Raw genomic sequence first — 22,534 nt, 5'->3', positions numbered from 1 at the left:
TGAAGGTCTATGGTTCGGTAGTTCTTCTTCCGTAGTGGAGATGGCATGGCCGTTAAGAATTATTGAAGCCTTGGAAATAATTTAGGCCATGGCATCGGTCCTTAAAATCCTAAGATTTTAGGGGCCACCTAGTGAAGAAGGGTCTTTTCTCCTGCCCGACGGCAAGGCGGGTTTGTTTCGTTTTATTCATGGCCTTTCTATTTTATAATAAGGTATTCATGAACCTCCTGCGTCGGTTTCATTGGAAAGCAAAGAAATCGAAGATTCACGAAATCCGATAAAAACAATAACAACCCATTGAGTAAAATGAAAGAATGATTTAATCGTTGGTTTTTCTAGATTGCTCCTATTAATTAAAACTATTGCTCAAAAAACATGAGTGATCAAATTAATCCTAATTTTCCATAAACACAACAATTGCTCCTGATTCATGGACATCCTTAAAATAAAAAAGAGGACGCACCCCTACGTCCTCTTTTAAAAGTTAAAAAATAGGCTTTTTACCAAATAACTTATTTTTTAAGTCTTACTTATGAATGTTAAATTTAAGGAATATTTTCAAATAAATAACGCTTTTTTTGAAAAAAAATTAACTCAAATCATAATTCCCGCTCAAACAAAATCCCCTAAACCTGTCCAAAAAATACTTAAAATACCACTTCACATTTTATTATATAGCCTACTTTAAATAAACTATTTATCCAATAATGTAAAGTCGGGAAGCTTAATCAACTCCCCACCCTTTAGGGCCGACTCATGCGCTAATATTCCTACACAGGTTATATTGGCAGATTGCTTGGCATTGGGATATGGCGCCATATTCCGAACCAGAGCATTTACAAATTCGTGCACCAAATGCGGATGAGAGCCCCCATGACCAGCGCCCTGTGTAAATGAAAGATGCTGATGCTCCTCGGAATCATAGACTCCACGGGTCGTAAAATGTTGTATTTCCTTCGGCAATAATTTTGCGAAATCCGGGCACGTCACTTCTTCTGGAATCTCTGGCTCCGGTTTTTTGGCAGTATGCACAACCAATGGCTTCCCCTCTATTAGGGGCCACTCTACCGATTTCTTTGAACCATACACTTCAAAACTTTCCCTGTACTGCCTTGCTACATCAAAAAGTGAACGATAGACCTGTGCGCTTAAATCTGAATTCCGAAATTTAATATGCGTGGTCTCCACTGCATATGGCGAGTTGTAATGAGGAATCAGCTCCTCCCGTATGGTTCCGGATCCAAAACAAGAAACATACTCCGCTTCGCCTCGCAAAAGACCTAGAACAGGGCCTACACAGTGTGTAGCGTAGTGCATTGGAGGCAAACCAGGCCAATAATTGGGCCAACCGTCCATATCCTGCTGATGACTCGCTTTTAAAAACTGTACCTTGCCCAGCTCACCCTTATCATACAACTCCTTCATATACAAAAACTCCCTAGCATACACCACGGTTTCCATCATCATATAGGTTAGACCTGTTTCCTCCGTTAGGCGAACTATTTCCCTACATTCTTCCACTGTAGTGGCCATAGGCACCGTACAGGCCACATGCTTTCCCGCTTTTAGGGCTTTAATGGACTGTATACCGTGGTCCGGAATAGGCGTATTGATATGGACCGCGTCTATTTCCGGGTCCAGCAGCAGCTCGTCATAGGAAGTATATCTTTTTTCAATATTGAACGCATCGGCCAACGCCTTCAATTTATCAGGATTTCTTTGTGATATAGCCACCAAATTGGCGTTTGGATGCTTTTGGTAAATAGGAATAAATTCGGCTCCAAATCCCAATCCCACTATAGCGATATTTATTTTCTTACTGCTCATCTTAAATTATTATTTATTTAAACGTTCTTTTTAAAAATTCAATTCCCTTGGAAGCAAATTCGTCCTGGCTCTTTGCCAAGTTTTTCCAGATACATACTGCCCCTGCCAACTCCTTGATCTCCGGAGTAAAACTTTCAATGACTATCGCTCCCTTGTACCCAACAGCTTTTAATCCCTCTGCAAAATCGGCCCAAGGAGTTAGTCCAGTACCCGGAATACCCCTGTGGTTTTCGGAAACCTGTACATGGATCAGTTTGTCCCCTACCGTTTTTATTGCCTCGGCAATGTTCCTTTCCTCAATAGTCATATGAAAACCATCAAGTAATACTTTAGCATTGTCACAATTAACATCTCTAATTAAACGCATTACATCATCAGCAGTGTTGATCATATCCGACTCAAAACGATTTAGTGGTTCCAAGGCAATGGACAATCCATGGTCTTTAGCCATAGCACAAACTTTGCCTATATTGGTCACAGCCAGATCCCATTCCTTTTTTCGATCTTCCAAAGAAAGCATTCTGGCTTTGCCTACTGCAGCGTACATGGGTCCTGCCAAAAAATCCACTTCCCAAAGATTACACAATTGGAAACATTTTTCTATATAGTTGAAGCAATTCTGATGTACCGCCCTATCCTCATGGGTCAAATCCTTGGTTGGCCCGAATGCCCCACAAACAACAGCCTCCAATCCATTATCTTCAAGAGCTCTCTTTATCAATTCCCCATTGATCAAGTCCGGATCTTCCACAGGAATTTCCACTAAATCATACCCCATTCCTTTAATTTTTGGAAACAAGGCAATAGATTGGGTATTGAATGGCGACTCCCACAGCCAAGTGCTTACACCGTATTTTATAGTATCACTCATTTTATGATTATTACTTTAAGTAAAACATTACAAGGTCTTATTTTACAAATTTTTACACTCACAAATTTTAGCAGTTTTCGCATTTATTCTGCCTGGACCACTTTCATAACTCCCTGCATAATTCTCCAGTGTCCGGGAAAGGTGCATATAAAAGGATAATCACCTGGTTCTTTGGGCGCTATGAATTTTAAGACAACCTTTTCTTCAGGATTGATAATGGCTGTGGCAAAAAGAACTTCAGGCATGTCAGGCACATAATTTTTCTCCGCCCCATTGGGGTCCATGGCCAATTTATCGGCCGCCATCCCCACTTTTTCCTTTTCACCTACCTGGGTAACGACCAGGTTATGCTGCATAAAATCTGTGTTTTCAAATATAAGTTCAACAGGTTTTCCTGTTTCCACTACAAACTCGGTAAGATCATATTTCATCTCGTTTTTAATGGTCTTGATATGTATGGTCACAGCACTCGAACTGCTGTTCGAGGTACTTTCCGATTCCTGTTTCACCTCGTTAATATACGTTTCCACCAAAAGATGGGCCAGGGGTTTCTCCGCAAAAGCGTTTTTGGTACTTTTGGTGTAATCCGATTCCACCTCGTATTTCCAATCCCCTGCCAACGAAACACGATATTGACCAGTTTTAAAATACATCTGTTCTTTTTTGCCCCAGATGCCTCCGCCTCCGCCAGTATCTTCAACACGGACGGCAATGGAATTCTCACCTACTTTCAGGACCCCTGATGGAATCTGATACACCCTATTGGCCAGATAATCTTTTTCAGTTGCCCCAACCAGCTTACCATTTACATAAACCTTGTCGGAATCATCTATGGGTCCAAGAGAAATAGTACCGGACTTGACAGATGCACCGGAAGGAACATTAAAATTTCTACGAAACCATATCATACCATCCATCTGCAATCCTGCATCTTCTATAAATTGGGGAAGAAGCATGGTTTTCCATAGCGAATCATCAAGATCAACAGCCTCCCTTTGATTCTTTTTTTCTGTAGATCCTATTTCAAAATTTGGGTTGGCCGACTGGAAAGCGCTAATAAATCCTTTATGATGTTTACTTCCTGCAACATAAAGTGCCTTTGCCAACCAATCGTCTGCCAACACTTGTTCATTTCTACTCAATTCGAACAATTGCTGTCCTACTACCTCATTGGGTTCCCTTTCTGAAAAATAGATAAGTGTTGCCAATTGCACACCCGGATCGCTGTCCGTGAGCAAATTGGCTTCCAACAAAAGTGCATCCAACGAGTCGCTTTTAGGCAATATCTGGATGGCAGCTTTTCTAACGGCATCGGAGGGATGCTTTACAGCAGTTTTAACCACTTCCATGACTTCTGCATTTGAAGAAACTACCCCAAGTCCATTAAGCGTCCATAAGGCATGCAAAGCGCCCGAATTAAGCCCTAGAGCATCCACTTCGGTATTCCTTACCAACTTTATCAGCTCCGATGCAACATTGGTATTTCCATTTTCAACCAATAAACGCTGAGCGGTCATACGCCAAAACATATTGTCATTGGAAAGGGCTTTTACCAAGCCTTTTGAATCTTCCCTATCCAAAGAAAACTCTGGATAGTCGGTAGCCTCCTTGGGCACAATTCTCCAAATCCGACCCTTGGATTTATCGCGAAGCGGATTTTCATAGGCATTCCCCAGTCCGTTTACGGCATCATAGCCCCCTCTGTCTACATTGGGCGTGGGATTATGTTGAATAATAAAATTATACCAGTCCAATACCCATACCGCACCGTCAGGCCCCACTTTTGCCTCCACAGGGGAAAACCATTCATCCGAACTAGCCATTAAATTGCCCCCGTCCTTTTCCAAATACCCTGCGCCATCCTTTTCAATTTTAGCAATATGCACTACCCCTCCCGTGGGTTCGCACACAAAAGCATACTTGTTCCAATATTTTGCAGGATAGGTTCGTGCCGTATAAAAATGATGGCCTGCTGCCGCGGTAAAGCCTCCAAAAACATCGACCTGCCTAATATTTTGGGTAATGGGCAACATAGCGTAATGGCCATCTATTTTTGAACTCCCTTTAAATGAAATGCCCTTCACATCCTCTAAGTTCTTATTGGGGATACCCATAAACACACTATGGGTATTGTTTGCTGTGGAAGCAAAAATGGAATTATCCTCGGTAATCCCCAATCCCCAGGTATTGTTACTGGTATTGGTCAAAAATTCAAAATTGTCAAAGTTGCTATTAAAACGATATATTCCTTGGCCAAATTCGAAGTTTTCACCCGAAATATTGCCTTTAAATCCTGAATAACCCACAACACCGTAGATAAAGTTGTCTATACCACGTTGAAGGTTGGATGGCCCGGCGTGGGTATCAAAAACGCCCCATCCATTTATTACAATTTCCTTTACATCTGCCTTGTCGTCGCCATCGGTATCCTTTAAGAACAAGAAATAAGGTGCCTGTGAAACCAATATTCCTCCATTGACGAAAGTAAAACTGGTAGGTATATTTAAGTTTTCGGCAAAAACGGTAAACTTATCGGCCTTTCCATCCCCATCGGTATCTTCGCATATTTTTATTCTATCGTCTCCCATGCCTTTATCATCCCTTACCGTATTGGGATAATCAACGGTCTCTATTACCCAAAGCCTACCTTTTTCATCCCAATTCATGGCAATAGGATTAATAATATTGGGTTCCGAAGCAAACAGCTCCAACTTAAACCCACTAGGGACCTGGATAAGTTTCGCAGATTCATCCGGAGTAAGAGGCAATTGATATTTTGGTGCGGGATCCCTTTTCTCGTAATTCGGAATATTGGCCATTTCCTTGTACTCCAAGCTTGGTATGTCTTTTGAAAACTCTACCCAGTTCTTTTTGACTTGGTCGCCCACTGCCCATAGAATTCCTTCTTTGATCAGGTTTTGAAATCCAGGTTTATTCCAAGTTCTTTCATCATGTCCGTAGGCAGTATAGAATACTTTGCCCTTGCCAAACTGCTTGACCCATGTCCAAGGTTCATGATGCTCCCCTTCCACCCTTTCCATCAAAACAGTGATATCATTAGCCAATTTATCATGCACATAGGTTTCATCCCAGGTTGGGAATTCCTCAAAATTTTGCATGATGGGGTGCGACTTATCAACTATTTTGGCCGTAAATGTATCCGTACCGTGGGTTTTAAATTGCCCACCTACAAGGTCCACATATTCTTCGGACTCGTTAAAACAAAAACTGGCACAATGAATTGGCACGAATGCATGTCCGGCCCCAACATAATCCAGTAATGCCTTTTCCTGTTCGGGAAACCTATTTTCATGATTGGCGTAAATTATTACGCCATCATAAAGTGCCAAATTCTCTGGATTAAGGTCTTCCACTTCTTCCGTATAGGTGATGTTTATACCACTTTGGGTTAAGGAAGATGCCAAAATGGGCATATACACCCGTGAATTATGGTGCTCTTGGGCATGGCCCAAAAATAACATCTCAATTCGTCTGGGTTGATCGTCTTTCTTTTTCCTTTCAGAAGGACCACAACTTACCAAGCATGTAAGTACAATTAGTAAACAAACAAAACAAGTCTGTAGGGTTTTCATGATGTAGCTGAATTTAATTTTAACAATTATAACAATTAATAAAACACAAAGAATCCTCAATGTTATCTACAATTGACTGTATTATACCATTGATTGTGAATTTTAATTATATTTACTGACAAATATTTACAACCCCAACATTATATGCCAAAGATTTGCAATTGTATTTTTAAGACGCAAACCCCTTCCCATAAGTGAAATCCGCATTACAAAAATCGCCCATTCCCAACTCCCATGCGTTTGTTGCCAAATTGTTGCGACAACCCAATTTTGACCCTATTTGGCATTTCCACCCGGAATATCAATTATTCTTGGTATTAAAAGGTAGTGGCACCCGATTTATTGGTGACCATGTAAAACATTTTAAGGAAGGGGATATCACCTTTACAGGGCCAAATCTACCCCATATGTGGCGTAGCGACAATGAAGGGTACGCCGTTGAGGAAAATTTATGGTCCGAAGGAATCGTAGTTTACTTTCACGATGATTTCATTGGCAAAAGTTTATTGCAAAAGGAAGAAATGATCAAGCTAAGGCAATTGTTCCAAAAGAGCCTGCGGGGCCTGGATGTAACAGGCAGAACAGCGGATACCATTCGCGGTATGATCAATAACCTTTTACATCTTGAAGGCATAGATAGTGTTCTGGAATTGCTAAAAATCCTGAACTGCCTTGCCAATACCACTGAAAGTACCATCCTGGCCAGTCCCGGCTATACAAATTCTTTAAAGGAAGGCGATACGGAAAGAATGAACATTGTACACGCCTATGTTATGAAGAATTTCAAAAACAAAATAGAATTGGGTACTGTGGCCTCTTTGGCCAATATGACCCCTACCTCTTTCAGTAGATACTTTAAAATCCATGCCAACAAAACCTTTTCTGAATTTATAAGTGAAATTAGAATTGGATATGCATGCAAATTACTGATCGAAGATAAAATGAATATTGGTCAGGCCTGCTACGAGAGCGGATTTCAAACACTGTCCAATTTCAATAAACAGTTCAAGGCAATTACCAAAAGAACCCCGTTGTCCTACAAAAAGGAGTATAGCTCCTAAGCAAACCTAGAACACACAGGGCAGTCATATTTTGGACAAATAATTACTTTAATTAAAGTAATTTTGCGCTATGGTAAGAAACATTCAGCTCAGGACCACTTTACTGGAAGAATCGGTAGACGATATCCTAAAAAAGAAAGCATCAAAATATTTAGGAATTCCTATGGAGGAAATTTCTAAGGTAAGCATACTTAGGAAATCGATAGATGCCCGCAAATCCACCATTTACTTTAATTATAAGGTTTCTGTATACATCAATGAACCTGCTCCCAAAAACAAGGAGTACAAGTTTGATTACAAGGATGTTTCCAAGGCCAGGAAAATACACATTATTGGCTTCGGACCCGCAGGGATGTATGCCGCTCTGCGCTGTATAGAATTGGGATATAGGCCCATAGTCCTTGAAAGGGGCAAAAATGTAAAAGACCGTAGACGGGACCTAAAGGCTATCAATAGGGACCACATCGTAAATGAAGACTCCAATTATTGCTTTGGGGAAGGAGGTGCTGGTACTTATTCCGATGGCAAGTTGTACACCCGAAGCCTTAAAAGAGGGGATGTACGGCGAATCTTTGAAAATTTGGTCTTTCACGGAGCAACAGAACAAATCCTTATAGACGCCCATCCCCATATTGGCACCAACAAATTGCCTAAGCTAGTACAAAACATAAGGGAAACCATTATAAAATATGGCGGTGAAATACACTTTCAAACCAAGGTGGTCGATTTTAACATTGTCAATAACGCCATTAAGGCCATTGTTCTGCAAGATGGTTCCGAAATGCAAGCAGAAAGGGTTATTTTGGCTACAGGGCATTCCGCCCGCGATATCTATTATTTGCTGAACAACAAAAATATTGCCTTACAAGCCAAGTCATTTGCTATGGGTGTCCGGGTAGAGCACCCTCAGCATATTATAGATAGCATTCAGTACCATTGCAAAGGGCAACGAAATGAATTGCTGCCTGCAGCCTCCTACAGCCTGGTGGAACAAGTGAAAGACAGGGGTGTATACTCGTTCTGTATGTGTCCGGGAGGATTTATAGTTCCTGCTGCAACCGCACCGGGAGAAGTAGTGGTCAACGGTATGTCCCCCTCCAAAAGAAATAACCTATTTGCCAATTCCGGTATTGTAGTTGAAATAAATGTAGACCTCGATATTCATAAATATGGGCACCATGGCGCATTGAAGGGCTTGGAATACCAAAAGGATTTGGAGCGATTGGCCTTTACTTCAGGTGGACGTACACAAACGGCACCTGCACAGCGACTTACCGATTTCGTGGAAGGTAAACTGTCCAACGATCTAAACCCAACTTCCTATCAGCCGGGATTGAAATCGGCCCCTTTGCATTCGCTTTTACCCAAACTGATTGGCAGTAGGCTACGCTCGGGTTTTACCGCCTTTGGTGAAAAAATGAAAGGCTATTACACTGCAGAGGCCAATGTGGTTGGAGTAGAATCAAGGACCTCCTCCCCTGTAAATATTCCAAGAAATGAAAATTTGGAACATCCGGAAATAAAAGGTCTTTTTCCCTGTGGGGAAGGTGGTGGTTACGCTGGGGGCATTGTTTCGGCAGCTATGGATGGGGAACGTTGCGCAGAGGCCGCTGTTGCTGGATTCTGAGGTCTATTTTTTGATTTAAACGTTTTATCCAAACTAATCCCCTACCTTTGCCGCATATTTTACATACTACATGACATTCAAAGAATTAGGTATTATAGAGCCTATCCTAAAAGCACTAACGGCCGAAGGCTATACAACTCCAACACCGATACAAGAAAAATCCATACCCATTTTACTAAAAGGAAAGGATCTATTGGGTTGCGCACAAACAGGAACCGGTAAAACAGCAGCGTTTTCCATACCCATCATACAACAATTGGTGATGGACAGGGAATCCAATCCGCAACAACGAAAAATAAGAACCCTGGTAGTGACTCCAACAAGGGAGTTGGCCATACAGATAGGGGAAAATTTCACCTCTTATTCCCGATTCACAGGAATAAAAAACACCGTTATTTTTGGTGGCATTAAACAAGGAAGACAAACAGATGCTTTAAGAAAGGGGGTAGATGTCCTTATTGCCACTCCCGGAAGGTTATTGGATTTAATGAACCAAGGCTTTATTTCCTTGAGGGACATTAAATACGCCGTATTGGACGAGGCAGACCAAATGTTGGACATGGGCTTTATCCACGATATTAAAAAGATTATTGCCAAACTGCCGGAAAATCGACAATCCCTTTTCTTTTCCGCTACCATGCCACCTGCCATAGTGGAACTTTCAAAGAAAATATTGGGAGATTTTGAACGCGTTACCATAAAACCTCAACAAGCAACTGCGGAAAAAGTAGAACAGGGCGTTTATTTTGTTACCAAAAAAAACAAACCCAGCCTACTGATCCACTTATTGGAAAAAGATCCAAATGATTCCGCCCTTGTTTTTTCACGTACCAAACACGGTGCCAATAAGATTGTAAAACAACTGGCCAAAGCCGATATTAAGGCCGATGCCATACATGGCAATAAATCGCAGAATGCACGTCAAAAAGCTCTTGGCGATTTTAAGGATGGGGAATTAAAGGTCCTAATCGCAACGGATATAGCGGCCAGAGGAATCGATGTTGAAGAACTTTCTTTGGTGATTAATTATGACCTGCCCAACGTACCTGAAACTTATGTACACCGAATAGGTAGAACAGGAAGGGCAAGCGCCAGTGGGGTTGCACTATCATTTTGTGATGCGGAAGAGCGACCTTACCTAAAGGATATTCAAAAATTAATTAACCAGCAGGTACCCGTTATTGCAGACCACCCTTATGTGGATGATGGATCGGAAGAGATACCCTTGGTAGAGAAAAAGCATCACAACAATAGGCAAAAACCAAGGACAGGTCATTCCAATCCTAGAGGTGGCAGAAATAACAACCACAGCAGAAACAGGAATAATAGACCAAAAAGGGATTGATATTAAAATATCAGTTCCCTTTTTCTTTTATTTCGGTGATATATACTTAAATTGATTAGTAGGTATTTAAAAAATTCAGGATATTTATTCTTTTAAAGGATCTACTCTAAAAGTCAAAAATAAACATCTAATGAAAAACGTATTTACTTCCTTCTTAATGGGTTTGGGCCTCTTTTTAATTCCCAATACCTCATTGTGCCAAGCTTCCAATCTTATCAGTTTTAACATTAGGTACGATAACACTTCCGATACGATCAATAATTGGAATAAACGCAAGGCATCTTTGGCCAAACTAATTCAGCACTATGATGCCGATATAATAGGTATTCAGGAAGGCCTTCACCATCAAGTGGATTATTTGGATAATGCCCTCATTGGGCATTCCTATGTGGGAGTTGGTAGGGATGACGGTCAACAAAAGGGAGAGTACTCGGCCATTTTCTATAATACCGATTCTTTTAAAGTAATAAAAACGAATACTTTCTGGTTATCTGAAACCCCAGAAAAAGTATCGGTAGGTTGGGATGCCTCTATGGAGAGGATCTGCACCTATGCCTTGTTTGAAAATGTAAGGACCAAAAGACAATTCTATGTTTTTAATACACATTTCGACCATAGGGGAATGCAGGCCAGGATAAACTCTGCCGAACTCATTTATAAAAAAATAAAAGAAATAAACACCTCCGACCTTCCCGTATTCCTAATGGGAGATCTAAATTTGACCCCATACACCCAGCCTATCCAATTCTTAAAAAAGCACTTAACGGATGCTATGGAAATATCGAAAAAACCTTTCTATGGGCCCATAGGAACTTTTAATGGATTTGATCAGGACAGGGTCATGGAGAACAGAATAGACTATATCTTTGTAAATAATATTGAGGTACTTTCCTACACCCATTTAGATGACAGAATGCCCAATAATATGCATATTTCGGACCATTTGCCAGTTTTAATAACAGTTAAGGATTAAATCGGGTTTAGAGCATTTGACCACTTAAGTACCACGCCAATCATGTACACCCCATCCCATTACAAAAACGAAAACCTGGATGAAGTCCGGGAATTCATAGTTCAAAACAGCTTTGGCATTTTAATCAACCAAACCGATGGCCGGCCTTGGGCTACACATATTCCATTGGAATTGGATATTGATGCCAAAGGAAAAGAAATATTGGTAGGTCATATTTCCAAAGCCAATCCACAATGGAAATCTTTTGAAGAGGACAAAGAGGTCTTGGCCATTTTTAGTGGTCCGCATAGCTACGTTTCCTCGTCTTGGTACAAGGAGGAGGAAGTCCCTACTTGGAACTATATAGCGGTGCACGTTTACGGTAAAATACAAATGTTAAACGAAGGAGCAGTTCTGGATTCCCTTCATAAATTGGTGGACAAATACGAAAAAACATCCACCAATCCGGTTTCCATCCATAATTTGTCCCATAAGACCATGAGGCAAATAAAGGGTATTATTGGATTTCAAATCAACATTTCAGATATTCAGGCAACCTATAAATTATCACAGACAAGGCCTGAGGACCATCCAAAAATAATAGAGGAATTGCAAAAGACCAATAATCCAGGTTCACATGAAATTGCAAATAGGATAAAGCAAAAAAAATAACAACAGCGTAGTATTTTAATTTTTACACACAATAATTACAAAATGAGTCTGGATAGTGAAAAGCAGCTTGCGGCCATAGAAGCCGTAAAATATGTTAAAAGTGGAATGACCGTAGGTCTGGGAACAGGCTCTACCGCAGCCCACATGGTTAAAGAATTGGGAAGACTGGTACAAGACGGATTAGAAATAGTTGGGGTGCCGTCCTCTGAAAACACCAATAAATTAGCAACGGAATTAGGGATACCCCTTACTACCTTGGAAAAAACCAACGGTATTGATGTTTATATTGATGGCACCGATGAATTTGATCCCTATATGCAACTTATAAAAGGAGGTGGGGGCGCCCTTTTGAGGGAGAAAATATTAACCTATAATTCCAATTTGGTCATTATCATCGCGGATTCCAAAAAAGAAGTAAAAAGGTTGGGCTATTTTAAGCTTCCCGTGGAAACCATTCCTTTTGCTACTAAAAAAATTGAGCAGTTGCTGCAAAAAATGGGGTTACATCCGAAACTAAGACTCAAGGATGGAAGTAATTTTGTCACCGATGAGGGCAATTTTATTTTGGATCTTGATATAGCACACGTTTCAAATATCCAATTATTGGAAAGCAACCTAAAACAAATTCCAGGTATTGTGGAAACCGGCCTATTTTTGGATATGGCCGATATCATAATAATTGGCAAAGGGGAAAATACAATTACCTTAAGAAAGTAAGTACTAAGGTCTTTATTTATTCATGGTTATGACCTTATATTTTCAAATAACGTTTCTCTCCATATCATAAAACCTACAAAAGTAATATTATAGGTTTTATTGTTTTTTATAATAAAAAGAGGGTATTTGGTCAACGGACCTTGCGCATCAAGTTGGCCATGTAAACATATTTCATGTCCCTCAACGCTATACCATCCTGCATTGCTTTGGTAGAGGCCGGTGTTGCCCCTTCTCCCCAATTAATATTTTGGTTCAGGGCCTGCTTATAATCCTTGAACATACTTACGGTCATATGCGAGGCATAGGTGTCACTTCCTATGGGAGAAATAAAGCGTATTAGGCCCCAATTGGATTTGCCTCCGGAGTCGACAACTTTTTGGTGTATGGGCTGAAAGATTTCCATCTCCGCTTTTTCATAGGCATCATAATCCATTAAACCAACCTTCATCATATCTATTTGAGCAACCGTACCAATAGGCATATCAAAATCTACTTTGGTCGTGGCTATTTCTTCTGAGAATATTCTTACCGCCAGGTCCCTAGTAGTGGAAGAATGATTTAATTTTTTAGTAAGATCCGCATCGGACATTTTGGGATAGGCAGCCTTGGCCCTATCCATAAGATGTACCCAACTGCTGCCATCCATCATCTTTACGGGATCGTTATAAACAGTTACCGTGAGATACTGGAAATCCTGCATCTCACCCCCTGGGTAAAGGGACCATAGATCCCAACCGCTAATATCGCCGGCTTTTACTCGCTGTTCTTGAATTTTTTCCCAAAACTCCTCGGTTGCGCTATACTCCATTTCCTGTGCATTGTCTACCTTCATAAACTCGAACACGAGGTACAATTTTTCCTGGGCCACAGCCATGTTGCCCACCATCAACAATGTGATAAGAATTAATAAATTTTTCATAATATTCAGGTGTTACGGATTAATAAAGTTCTTTCGGGATTATTAACTCAACATGACAATAATACCCAAAAGCGATTTTGGACATAAGTAAACCATATCCCCTATTATATTAATCAATAATTCCGATTATATGAGGAAGAATAGGACGAATGCAGGGCACTATTGTCCGTAGACAAACTTAAACTTACCCAAGCATTGAAAAAACGGTAATTGACTTAAGGCAAAGCATAGTGGCATCGAAAGAAAACTACTAATAACATTTCAATTCCTTCCTGAGCAGTCTTATCTTACTAAGTGGTATTTATATAGTGTGCAAATGTTTCAGTAGATGCTCCTTAAAAGATTTACTAAGGGGAATTACTTTCCTGTTTATTTCCAAATGGTTATCCGCAACTACATCCAATTTGGAAATATTGACCATATAAGATCGATGTACCCTAAGAAAAGAGTGGTTTTTCATTTCATTTTGTACTAGCTTAAGGGTAGTACTCACCAAATAATTTCCGTTCGAAGTAACGATGTTACTATAATTCCTATCTGCTTCTATATACAAAATTTCATCTAGAAGTAGTTTTACCATTTTTCCATTATGTCTAACAAAAATTCGATCCGAAAGCACCTCCAAATTATCCGAGACCTCAAGGGTGTCCATATCGTTGTCTTTTATTTGATCTACCACCAAGGCAATGGTCCGTTGCAGATTTAAACTATTAAATGGTTTGGAGATAAACGCATGGGGACGTGTAGCTTTTGCCTTGGCAAAAGTAGCTTCGTCACTATTAGCAGTAAGATAGATAATAGGAATTCTTTTAAACTTTTGAATTTGTTCGGCAGCTTCAATACCATTAACATTGCCCCTTAAGTTAATATCCAACAATATAATATCCGGGCAATTAGCGGTGGCATGCAAAATGGCCTCCTCTCCCCTAGTTTCAATCCCCATTACCTCATACCCCAAATTGGAGAGTTGCACAGAAATATTGGCTGCGATGATCATATCGTCCTCTACAATTAAAATCCGGGTCTTTTGTTCCATAATTAAGCTGCTTTATGATTTTGAAATTCAAAGGAAACCGAAGTCCCTTTCTTTTGGTGAAGGACCATTTTACCATCCAATTGTTTGGTTAAAAGCGTTATCAATTGAGTGCCAAAACCTGTTCCACTGAGTTCCTTTCCTTTTTGAATGCCCACACCATTGTCTGTAACAGTGAGTTCCAAATGTTCAAACTTTTGGACCAGTTTAATGGTGATTACGCCGGTAAGATTATTGGGGAAGGCATATTTTAAGGAATTGGTAATCAATTCATTGACTATTAATCCTATAGGCGTTGCAATATCTACATTCAGTTCTAGCTCCTCCATATCATAGACCATAACGATCCTTTGTTCCGTACCATAGGATTGGAGCACATAATCGCCCAAAATATTGAAATAATTCTTCATCTCAATGCTCCCTAAATTCTTTCCCTGATACAAATTTTGATGGATCATACTCATACTCTGAATCCGATTTTGGATTTGTAGCATATTGTCCTTTATTTTTTTGTCATCTATATGGGTAGATTGGAGTGAAAGCAAACTGGAGACCACTTCCAGATTATTCTTCACACGGTGATGGATTTCCTTTATAAGAAATTCCTTTTCCTGGTTTTGCTGTTGAAGAAGCTTATTCTTTTTGCGGTTAATTCTTATGGCTACAACGCCCACGATCAACAGAAACAATAATAATCCAGTGATAATGGAGGTTAACATCTGGTTACTTTTTTGCTTTCTAATGGTTCCCTGTTGCATTAGTATGGTGTCTTCCTTCTGTGCAACTTCAAATTCCGTTTGCAGCAGGGCTATACGTTGATCGGATTCTGCCGTAAAGATTTCCTTTTTTAGCCCATCATACTTTGAAAATGCCTTATAAGCTTCCATATATTCATGGTCTCCGGCATAAGCCTTTCCCAAAGCTTCGTACGCCTGACTCAAATAATATTCATCTCCAAATTCGGTGGTAGCCACATCCAGCGATTTCTGAAGACTTTCTATGGCATACTTATATTTTCCCTGAAGGTTTTGCAGTTTCCCTATGGATAACCAAGATCGCATCAACATAAAATCGTTATCCAAATAAGTGGCATATTTAACCGCATTGAGACCTGCACTTTCAGCCTTCCTGTACTTGCCTAAATATGCATATAGGTCAACAAGGGAAATATAAACATCACTTAGGTTATTATAAAATCCATAGCGCTCACCAATGGCCAAAGAATGTTCATAATATTTTAGTGCTTCATCATATCTATTAAGTTTTAAGAAATTGTTGGCCACCACATACAGGGTAAAATCATAATCCAGGTCAATTATGCCCCTTTCCTCAAAAATGACAACAGATTTAATACCGTATTTTAAACCCTTATCATATTTTGCCTGTTTCCAAAAAATATTGCTTAAGTCACTATAAGCCAAGGCTATGGCCTTTTTATCGTTCAATTCCTCTCCTAATCGCAGTCCTTCCAGGGCATAATCCGCGGCCTTGTCCAGCTGCCCTCTGCGCTCATAAACATAACCCAGTTGTGTATTTAAAAAAGGAAGGTCTTTGGTCTGTACCTTCCCTTTGGCCTCTTCCAATACCTCTTCTGCCTTATCCAACTTTTCCATTCGCAATAGAATGGCACCCTGTGTAATTTGAAATCTACCATGCCAAAGCATATCCCCCTTGGCCAAACTACACTTTAACCCTTCTTCGGTAAAATTTAGGGCCTTGATTAAGTTACGGGTATGCCAATAATAAGCAAGATCATTCAGAATTTCGAACTGTAGGCTATCCGTCGGAGCCTGTGAATAATAATCCTCCAATTGTTGCAAATAGGAAACCCCAAAATTATCGGTATCCACAAAAACCCTGTCATATGGCTTGTCTCGATTAAAGTCTATCAGTTGACCCAATAGCAAAGGGCTGCCAAGAAAAAAGATGAAAATTGCTATGAAGTTATGTTTGCCCATTTTTTTTAACACTGATAAACTTTAAAAATCCGGGGAAGATCAAGATACAATTTTATTGGAACAAATCACAGGCTAATTAAAACTAGTTGTTCGGACAATAATACAAGGACTCCGTCCCAATCTAATTGATATTAACCAAATAAACCGATTAATTAGTTTCAGGTATGTAGTTATTTGTAAATCATGAAATCACCAATGGTACTTTTAGTTTTTATGGTTATAGGTTGTGTTTCATGCAAAAACAACCAAGTTCAAGAGGTCAATGAACCAATGGAACAATCCGATAGGGTTTTAGTAGTGACAAAAAATAATCTGGAGTCAATTATAATCGATTATATGAACCCCAAGGGAGAAAAAGAAATAGACAGTCTGATTACCGAAGATTATTTACGAAACATGAACGGTATACCTGTGGTCACCAATAAAACTGAATTAAAGGCAAAACTTAGTCTATTTGGTACTGGATTCCCTGACTATGCAATAAACGTGGGCAATAGCCGTGTTTGTGACAAACAAGGCTATGTTGACTGGATATTTACAGGGACCAATACGGGCCAATTTGCCGATCTTATGGCTACAGGTAAGAAAGTAAAAATAAATGGTTTTTCACATCTTTATTTTAATGCGGAGGGCAGAATTTACCGAGAGGATACCTTTTACAATGAACTCGAATTTTTGCAGCAATTGGGGTACTCCCTGGAAACCCCTAATTTGAAATAAGTCCATATATCAACTCATTTATGAAATTAAATTTTAAACCATTAAACAACAATTGTCATGAGAACACTAAAAAAAATCATTTTTATTGTGATTGCAATGGCCTTATTGCCATTGATAGGCTCCGCACAGGGCGAAAAAAACCAAGCGTACTACGTCCATGAAGACCGCGTAAAACCTTCGAAAATTAATGACTACAATTTGGTTTCCAAAGATTTCAAGGAAGCTTGTGAAAAACACAAACTTAAGGACATGAGCTGGCAAGTTGGCTCTACCGACACGGGTAGGTACTTCAACATTTCACCTATAGAAAATATGGCGGAGTTGGACAAGAACGTAATGGCTCCGTTAGCAGAAAAAATGGGAGAAGAAGCATTTAGAAATCTTTTTAGGCGATATAATGAATGTTATGACAAGCATGGGGATTACGTGATTTACCTAAATAAGGAGCTCACCTATATGCCCGAAGGAATAAGCACAACCACCGAGGGTCAAAATTATAGAAAATGGCATTTCTTATATGTTGCCCCTAGCAACATTCAAAATCTCAAAGGAAAACTGAAAGAATTAAAAGCCCTTTATACCTCAAAAGGATCCAAGGAATACTATCGTATATACCACAATGGTTTTGGCAATATGGGCGATTATTATCTCGCTGTAATTTCAGCGATAGACGCTGAGGACTACGCCAAAAAATCCAAGGAAAATGAAGTTCTATTGGGTGACGAGGGGAAAAAACTTTTTGACGAAATGTTCAGTTATGTCCTAAAATACGAAACGGAATCAGGACAAATGCATCCCGATCTAGCCTATACCCCATCAAATTAAATTGATTAACAGGTAGGCCAAAGGTTTCAAATTAAACCCCCGGGTATTCAGTAGTTTGAAGATTTTCAATTTGAATTAGCAATTTCGTAAAGAAAATAAACCAAACCTTATCTACAACCCACCTACCTGTTTTAAAAATATAAAATGAGATTAGTAACCATTAAATTCAACCATATGAAAACTACAAAAACGATTATCGGAGCCTTAATGATCCTCGCCCTATTTATTCCTACCTCGGGATTAGCACAAGAGGGAAACTATTTTACAGTTACCACTTGGAAACTTAGTGTGCCAGAAAATGGCACCCGAGCCGAACTCAATGGACTTTTAAAAGAATTTTCCGAGAAAATATCCTTTAAGAACGACAAGGTCATCAGTGAACGGGTGCTACATCATATATCCGGTGCAGATCTACGGGATTTGGTTATCATTAGCGAATACGCTACATGGAACGATATAGATGCCGCTTCAGATATGCAGAATGAATTAATCAATAAAAACTGGCCAAAGGAAGAAGATCGAAATGCCTTTTTTAAGTCATGGAATAAGTATGTAGTTACCCATTCTGACGAGATATATCAAGAAAATCCGGCATTGACCAAAAAATAAAAGGATCTGGACCTGACCTATAGATTAATCGGGTCAGGTTCAACCTCTAAAACTAAAACACCATGAAAAAATTACTAATTATTGGGTTGGCAATAGTATTTATAATCGCTTGTCAGGAAAATAAACCGGAACGGTATACCCAGAATTCCCCGCAAATAAATACCGTTAAGCAAATAATTGAAAATTACAATAAGAAGACCTACGATATCAGTATCTATGCCGATACCTCAAAAACATATTACAACTCCAAGGAAAACCCTATGTCGCCAGAAGAGGTAATAGCCTACCACAAAGAAAGGGATATGGCCTATTCCCAAAGAAGTTTTCTGGACAAGGACCAAGAATATGAAATGGTCCTTACCGATGATGGAGAAACATGGGTAAACTGTTGGTTGGATTGGCAAGGTACCCTTGCCGGAAATAATCAGGCAGTAAACATTCCCATACATCTCACCTATCGTTTCCAAGATGGTAAAATTGTCCGGGAAGTTGGAATGTGGGATCCCTCGGCAATAATGCTTGCCATACAGGAAATGGAAATGAAGAACAGTATGTCTGCCGATGAAAAAGCTATACAGACCACCATAGATAATGTAACCAAGGCTTGGAATGCCAACGACAAGGATTTAATGTATGCCAGTTTGGTAAAAAATGTCACAAGAATGGCCAATGGGATCAGCATTGCCAAAAAACAATCCGATTACGGAGACTTTATGGATATTTACCATGGGGCTTTTCCCGATTTTAAGGTACGCTTGGACAAAACAGTAATTGATGGCAACAAAGCCTATATCAACTGGACTTGTACGGGGACCAACAAAGGGGAATTCATGGGAAATCCACCTACCAATAATAAAATTGAAACCCATGGTTTTAGTGTTTGGGAATTCGACACAGAAGGAAAAGCGGTTCGAGAAGATGCCTTTTATGACAATTTAGTAGTTTATGAACAGTTGGGATATTCCATGCCAATGCCAAAATAAATTTACCACTAAAGCTAATAATACGATGCACAAAAAAGGAAAATTATCCATAAAAATTCTATTAGTTTCCCTAATAGCTATAAGCTTCAACTGCAAGGAAAAAACCGCAGTTGAAACTATGGATCAACCTGCGATTATTGTTGAAAAGGAAATTCCCGAATACTTTCTACTGCGGCCTGAAGTGGAGAAGGCCTATGGCTATTCACATGCCGTAAAAATTGGAAACGAAATAAAGATTTCCGGGGCAGTTAGCATGGACGATGAAGGCAACCCGACCGCAATAGGAGACATTGCACAGCAAATGAAAAACTGTTACTCCGATTTGGAAAAGGTCCTGGCTCACTACGGTTGCACCTTCGATGATGTGGTAGTAGAAAATGTATTCACCACCAACATGCCCATGTTTCTAGAAATTGCCGCCTATAGAAATGAGATTTATAAAAATCAATTCCCCACAGGTTCTTGGATAGGCGTCAAGGAACTGGCACTGCCAGAGTTTATGATAGAAATTGAAATGGAGGTGCATAAAGCGAAATAACAATACCGTAATTCCATAAAACGCAGATCGAACCAACTGCGCTTTTAGCCTACATTGTATTCTGAAAAATCAAATAGTTATTATCCGAAAATATTAGTGCCTATTTTAAAAAAATGAGGTAGTCAAATCCAACAAAAATTAAGTATAAAAACAATACAAATGAAACAAACAATTGTAACCAGACACAAGGTAGCAAACATTGATACTTGGCTTAAGGGTCATGAAGATCGTGTAAGACTTTTTTCTTCTGTAGTATCCAGTTTTAGAACTTTTCAGGACACAAATGACCCTAATTCAGTGGTTTTGGTTTTTGAGGATGCGGACATGGAAAAGCTTGGAGCCATTATTAACGACCCCAAGAACAAGGCTATCAAGGACAAACATACCGTATTGGAACCAATAGTATTGTCCATGCAAATAGAGTTGTAAAGCGGATCTTAAACCCCAAGTACTATTCTTGAATTTAAAAACCAAGCAATAAATTGAAAGAGATCACATTACACTCCCCATTAGATTAAAATATAAACTCAATAACTTAACCTACTAGTAAAAAAAATTAACACGTTTTTTATGGTCTATTATTGGTTGCATTTATTGTACATTTTTATCTGTTCGAAATTATTGTGGAAGGAAGTTGATCTTACATCAAAGCAAACAAGAAAACGAAGGGTAGGCATTTTAGATTGCGACACCTTCAGGTATATGTCCAATGCCAAATACCCATATTATATGGACTTTATCAGATTTGAAAAAATGTTCCGATCTAAACTATTTGAGCATACGGTAAAAAAGGGAATGTATGCCGTTTTGGGGTCTCAAAAGATCATCTATAAAAAACCTTTAAGAATATGGTCAACTTTCACAATCACCCTTATACTGGAAGGTTGGGATGACAAATGGGTATATCATAGCCAGGTTTTTGAACAGAAAGGCCTAGTCTGCGCCATTGGTTATACCAAGGCCGCTTTTTGGAGAGGCAAAAAGGCCCAGGATATAAGAATAATAATAAAAAAATGTGGGGTCACTAGGTCAGAGATGGGTGCACCTAAAAGAATACTCGAAATTTTTAAAAACGATAATAATCTTTTAAAAGGTAGCAGTAACATTTTAATCTAAATATTTTGTAACATGGAAGCAGCGCAGATTACAGTAGATCCCTCAAAAATTTTGCAGGTAGGTACAGGGTTTTTCGGAACCAAAACCTTACTCACGGCAGTGAATATGGAACTTTTCACCGTTTTGGCCAAACGGGAATTATCTGGCAAGGATATTCAATCCAGGTTGGGATTGCATTCGCGCAGTCTATATGATTTTCTGGACGCCTTGGTTGCCATGGACTTTTTAAAAAGAAAAGGTTTAAAGGAAAGTGCTCTTTACAGTAATGCGGAAGATGCAGATTTCTTTTTGGACAAGAACAAGTCTAGCTATATTGGTGGCATTTTGGAAATGTGCAACAACCGTTTGTATCCTTTTTGGAACAATCTGGAGGATGGCCTAAAAACAGGTTTGCCACAAAATGAAACCAAAAATGGAGGGAAACCTATTTTCGAAGCGATTTATGCCGATCCAAAAAAACTTCGTGAATTTGTACGGGCCATGGCAGGGGTACAAATGGGAAATTTTATAGAATTTGCCAAAACATTTAATTTTTCAAAATACAAAACCCTCTGCGATATTGGCGGGGCAGGAGGATTTTTAGCGGCGCATGTTGCTATGAACAATCAACATATTCAATGTACATCCATAGATCTGCCCCAGGTAGAACCAATTGCAAAGGAAAACATGCAGAATATGGGGCTAAAAGATAAGGTGCAAGTTACCTCAGGGGATTTCTTTACGGATGATTTTCCAAAATCGGACGTAATTACCATGGGCAACATTTTACATGATTGGGGCACCAATGATAAAAAGATTCTTATCAAAAAAGCCTACGCTGCCTTGCCGGAGGGAGGAGCTTTTGTGGTCATTGAAAATATCATTGACAATGAAAGAAACAAGAATGCCTTTGGACTTTTAATGTCCTTGAATATGCTGATTGAGACAGAAGCAGGCTATGATTTCTCCTTTTCGGATTTTGACCATATGGTGAAAGAAGCCGGGTTTAAATCAACTTCGTTATTGCCTTTAACAGGCGCAACCAGTGCGGCGATCGCCATAAAATAGATTTCGCACTAATTTTCCTTGAAATTCGAATCGATGTGACCCAGACCAACCTTTATATTTTGAATATTACCTGGGATTTTTTTATTTAAACGCTTGAAACAATTATATTTAAGAATGTTAC

General features: G+C 39.4%; 20 protein-coding genes. 14 read left to right on the top strand and 6 right to left on the bottom strand.

Annotated elements, in window-relative coordinates:
* Positions 1-693: 693 nt before the first annotated feature.
* From B9Y87_RS21595 to B9Y87_RS21585, 3 genes are all read right to left on the bottom strand, one after another.
* Positions 694-1,827: a Gfo/Idh/MocA family protein gene (locus tag B9Y87_RS21595; RefSeq protein WP_085501025.1), complete on the bottom strand. Its 1,134-nt coding sequence runs from the start codon at positions 1,825-1,827 to the stop codon at positions 694-696.
* Between the two features lie 13 nt (positions 1,828-1,840).
* Positions 1,841-2,698: a sugar phosphate isomerase/epimerase family protein gene (locus tag B9Y87_RS21590; RefSeq protein WP_085501024.1), complete on the bottom strand. Its 858-nt coding sequence runs from the start codon at positions 2,696-2,698 to the stop codon at positions 1,841-1,843.
* A gap of 83 nt (positions 2,699-2,781) precedes the next feature.
* The gene (locus B9Y87_RS21585; protein WP_085501023.1) at positions 2,782-6,291 is read right to left on the bottom strand and encodes a PVC-type heme-binding CxxCH protein; all 3,510 of its coding nucleotides are present in this window, start codon (positions 6,289-6,291) and stop codon (positions 2,782-2,784) included.
* Positions 6,292-6,485: 194 nt separating this feature from the next.
* Between B9Y87_RS21585 and B9Y87_RS21580 the strand changes: the two genes are divergently transcribed.
* The 6 genes from B9Y87_RS21580 to rpiA all read left to right on the top strand — a co-directional run bounded on the left by B9Y87_RS21580 (position 6,486) and on the right by rpiA (position 12,665).
* The gene (locus tag B9Y87_RS21580) at positions 6,486-7,352 is read left to right on the top strand and encodes an AraC family transcriptional regulator (protein WP_085501022.1); all 867 of its coding nucleotides are present in this window, start codon (positions 6,486-6,488) and stop codon (positions 7,350-7,352) included.
* Positions 7,353-7,422: 70 nt separating this feature from the next.
* Positions 7,423-8,979, top strand: a complete 1,557-nt coding sequence (locus tag B9Y87_RS21575) for an NAD(P)/FAD-dependent oxidoreductase (RefSeq protein WP_085501021.1) — start codon at positions 7,423-7,425, stop codon at positions 8,977-8,979.
* Positions 8,980-9,049: 70 nt separating this feature from the next.
* Complete coding sequence (locus tag B9Y87_RS21570; protein WP_085501020.1) at positions 9,050-10,324, top strand: DEAD/DEAH box helicase; 1,275 nt, start codon at positions 9,050-9,052, stop codon at positions 10,322-10,324.
* A 130-nt stretch (positions 10,325-10,454) separates the two neighbouring features.
* A complete protein-coding gene (locus tag B9Y87_RS21565) occupies positions 10,455-11,297 on the top strand; it encodes an endonuclease/exonuclease/phosphatase family protein (protein ID WP_245808776.1) in 843 nt (280 codons plus the stop codon).
* A 42-nt stretch (positions 11,298-11,339) separates the two neighbouring features.
* Positions 11,340-11,948, top strand: a complete 609-nt coding sequence (locus tag B9Y87_RS21560; protein WP_085501019.1) for an FMN-binding negative transcriptional regulator — start codon at positions 11,340-11,342, stop codon at positions 11,946-11,948.
* A gap of 42 nt (positions 11,949-11,990) precedes the next feature.
* The gene (gene rpiA, locus B9Y87_RS21555) at positions 11,991-12,665 is read left to right on the top strand and encodes a ribose-5-phosphate isomerase RpiA (RefSeq protein ID WP_085501018.1); all 675 of its coding nucleotides are present in this window, start codon (positions 11,991-11,993) and stop codon (positions 12,663-12,665) included.
* A 130-nt stretch (positions 12,666-12,795) separates the two neighbouring features.
* Here the strand turns inward: rpiA and B9Y87_RS21550 are convergent, their stop codons facing one another.
* From B9Y87_RS21550 to B9Y87_RS21540, 3 genes are all read right to left on the bottom strand, one after another.
* Entirely contained in the window at positions 12,796-13,584 is a 789-nt protein-coding gene (locus tag B9Y87_RS21550) for a hypothetical protein (RefSeq protein ID WP_176225704.1), read from the bottom strand.
* A gap of 301 nt (positions 13,585-13,885) precedes the next feature.
* Positions 13,886-14,620 carry a response regulator gene (locus B9Y87_RS21545; protein ID WP_085501016.1) on the bottom strand — a complete coding sequence of 245 codons (735 nt, stop codon included), beginning with the start codon at positions 14,618-14,620 and terminating at the stop codon, positions 13,886-13,888.
* A gap of 2 nt (positions 14,621-14,622) precedes the next feature.
* On the bottom strand, positions 14,623-16,575 hold the full coding sequence (locus tag B9Y87_RS21540) for a tetratricopeptide repeat-containing sensor histidine kinase (RefSeq protein ID WP_085501015.1): 1,953 nt from the start codon (positions 16,573-16,575) through the stop codon (positions 14,623-14,625).
* 183 nt (positions 16,576-16,758) lie between these two features.
* On the opposite strand from B9Y87_RS21540, the gene B9Y87_RS21535 reads away from it, so the two are divergent.
* From B9Y87_RS21535 to B9Y87_RS21500, 8 genes are all read left to right on the top strand, one after another.
* Positions 16,759-17,295, top strand: coding sequence for an ester cyclase (locus B9Y87_RS21535; protein ID WP_085501014.1), 537 nt, complete (start codon positions 16,759-16,761; stop codon positions 17,293-17,295).
* 57 nt (positions 17,296-17,352) lie between these two features.
* Positions 17,353-18,120, top strand: coding sequence for a hypothetical protein (locus B9Y87_RS21530; protein ID WP_085501013.1), 768 nt, complete (start codon positions 17,353-17,355; stop codon positions 18,118-18,120).
* Between the two features lie 174 nt (positions 18,121-18,294).
* On the top strand, positions 18,295-18,729 hold the full coding sequence (locus B9Y87_RS21525; protein WP_139827314.1) for a hypothetical protein: 435 nt from the start codon (positions 18,295-18,297) through the stop codon (positions 18,727-18,729).
* A gap of 62 nt (positions 18,730-18,791) precedes the next feature.
* Positions 18,792-19,712, top strand: coding sequence for an ester cyclase (locus B9Y87_RS21520; protein WP_085501011.1), 921 nt, complete (start codon positions 18,792-18,794; stop codon positions 19,710-19,712).
* Between the two features lie 118 nt (positions 19,713-19,830).
* Positions 19,831-20,250: a RidA family protein gene (locus B9Y87_RS21515; RefSeq protein ID WP_245808777.1), complete on the top strand. Its 420-nt coding sequence runs from the start codon at positions 19,831-19,833 to the stop codon at positions 20,248-20,250.
* A gap of 159 nt (positions 20,251-20,409) precedes the next feature.
* Positions 20,410-20,679 carry a hypothetical protein gene (locus tag B9Y87_RS21510; protein ID WP_085501009.1) on the top strand — a complete coding sequence of 90 codons (270 nt, stop codon included), beginning with the start codon at positions 20,410-20,412 and terminating at the stop codon, positions 20,677-20,679.
* A 141-nt stretch (positions 20,680-20,820) separates the two neighbouring features.
* Positions 20,821-21,366 (top strand): acyl-CoA thioesterase, encoded by a 546-nt coding sequence (locus B9Y87_RS21505; RefSeq protein WP_085501008.1) that lies wholly within the window; start codon positions 20,821-20,823, stop codon positions 21,364-21,366.
* Between the two features lie 12 nt (positions 21,367-21,378).
* Complete coding sequence (locus tag B9Y87_RS21500) at positions 21,379-22,413, top strand: methyltransferase (protein WP_085501007.1); 1,035 nt, start codon at positions 21,379-21,381, stop codon at positions 22,411-22,413.
* Positions 22,414-22,534: the final 121 nt, after the last annotated feature.

The organism is Arenibacter troitsensis (assembly GCF_900177645.1).
Lineage (GTDB): Bacteria > Bacteroidota > Bacteroidia > Flavobacteriales > Flavobacteriaceae > Arenibacter > Arenibacter troitsensis.
The sequence above is the reverse complement of the archived record's forward strand: the minus strand, read 5'-3'. Positions and strand labels throughout refer to the sequence as shown.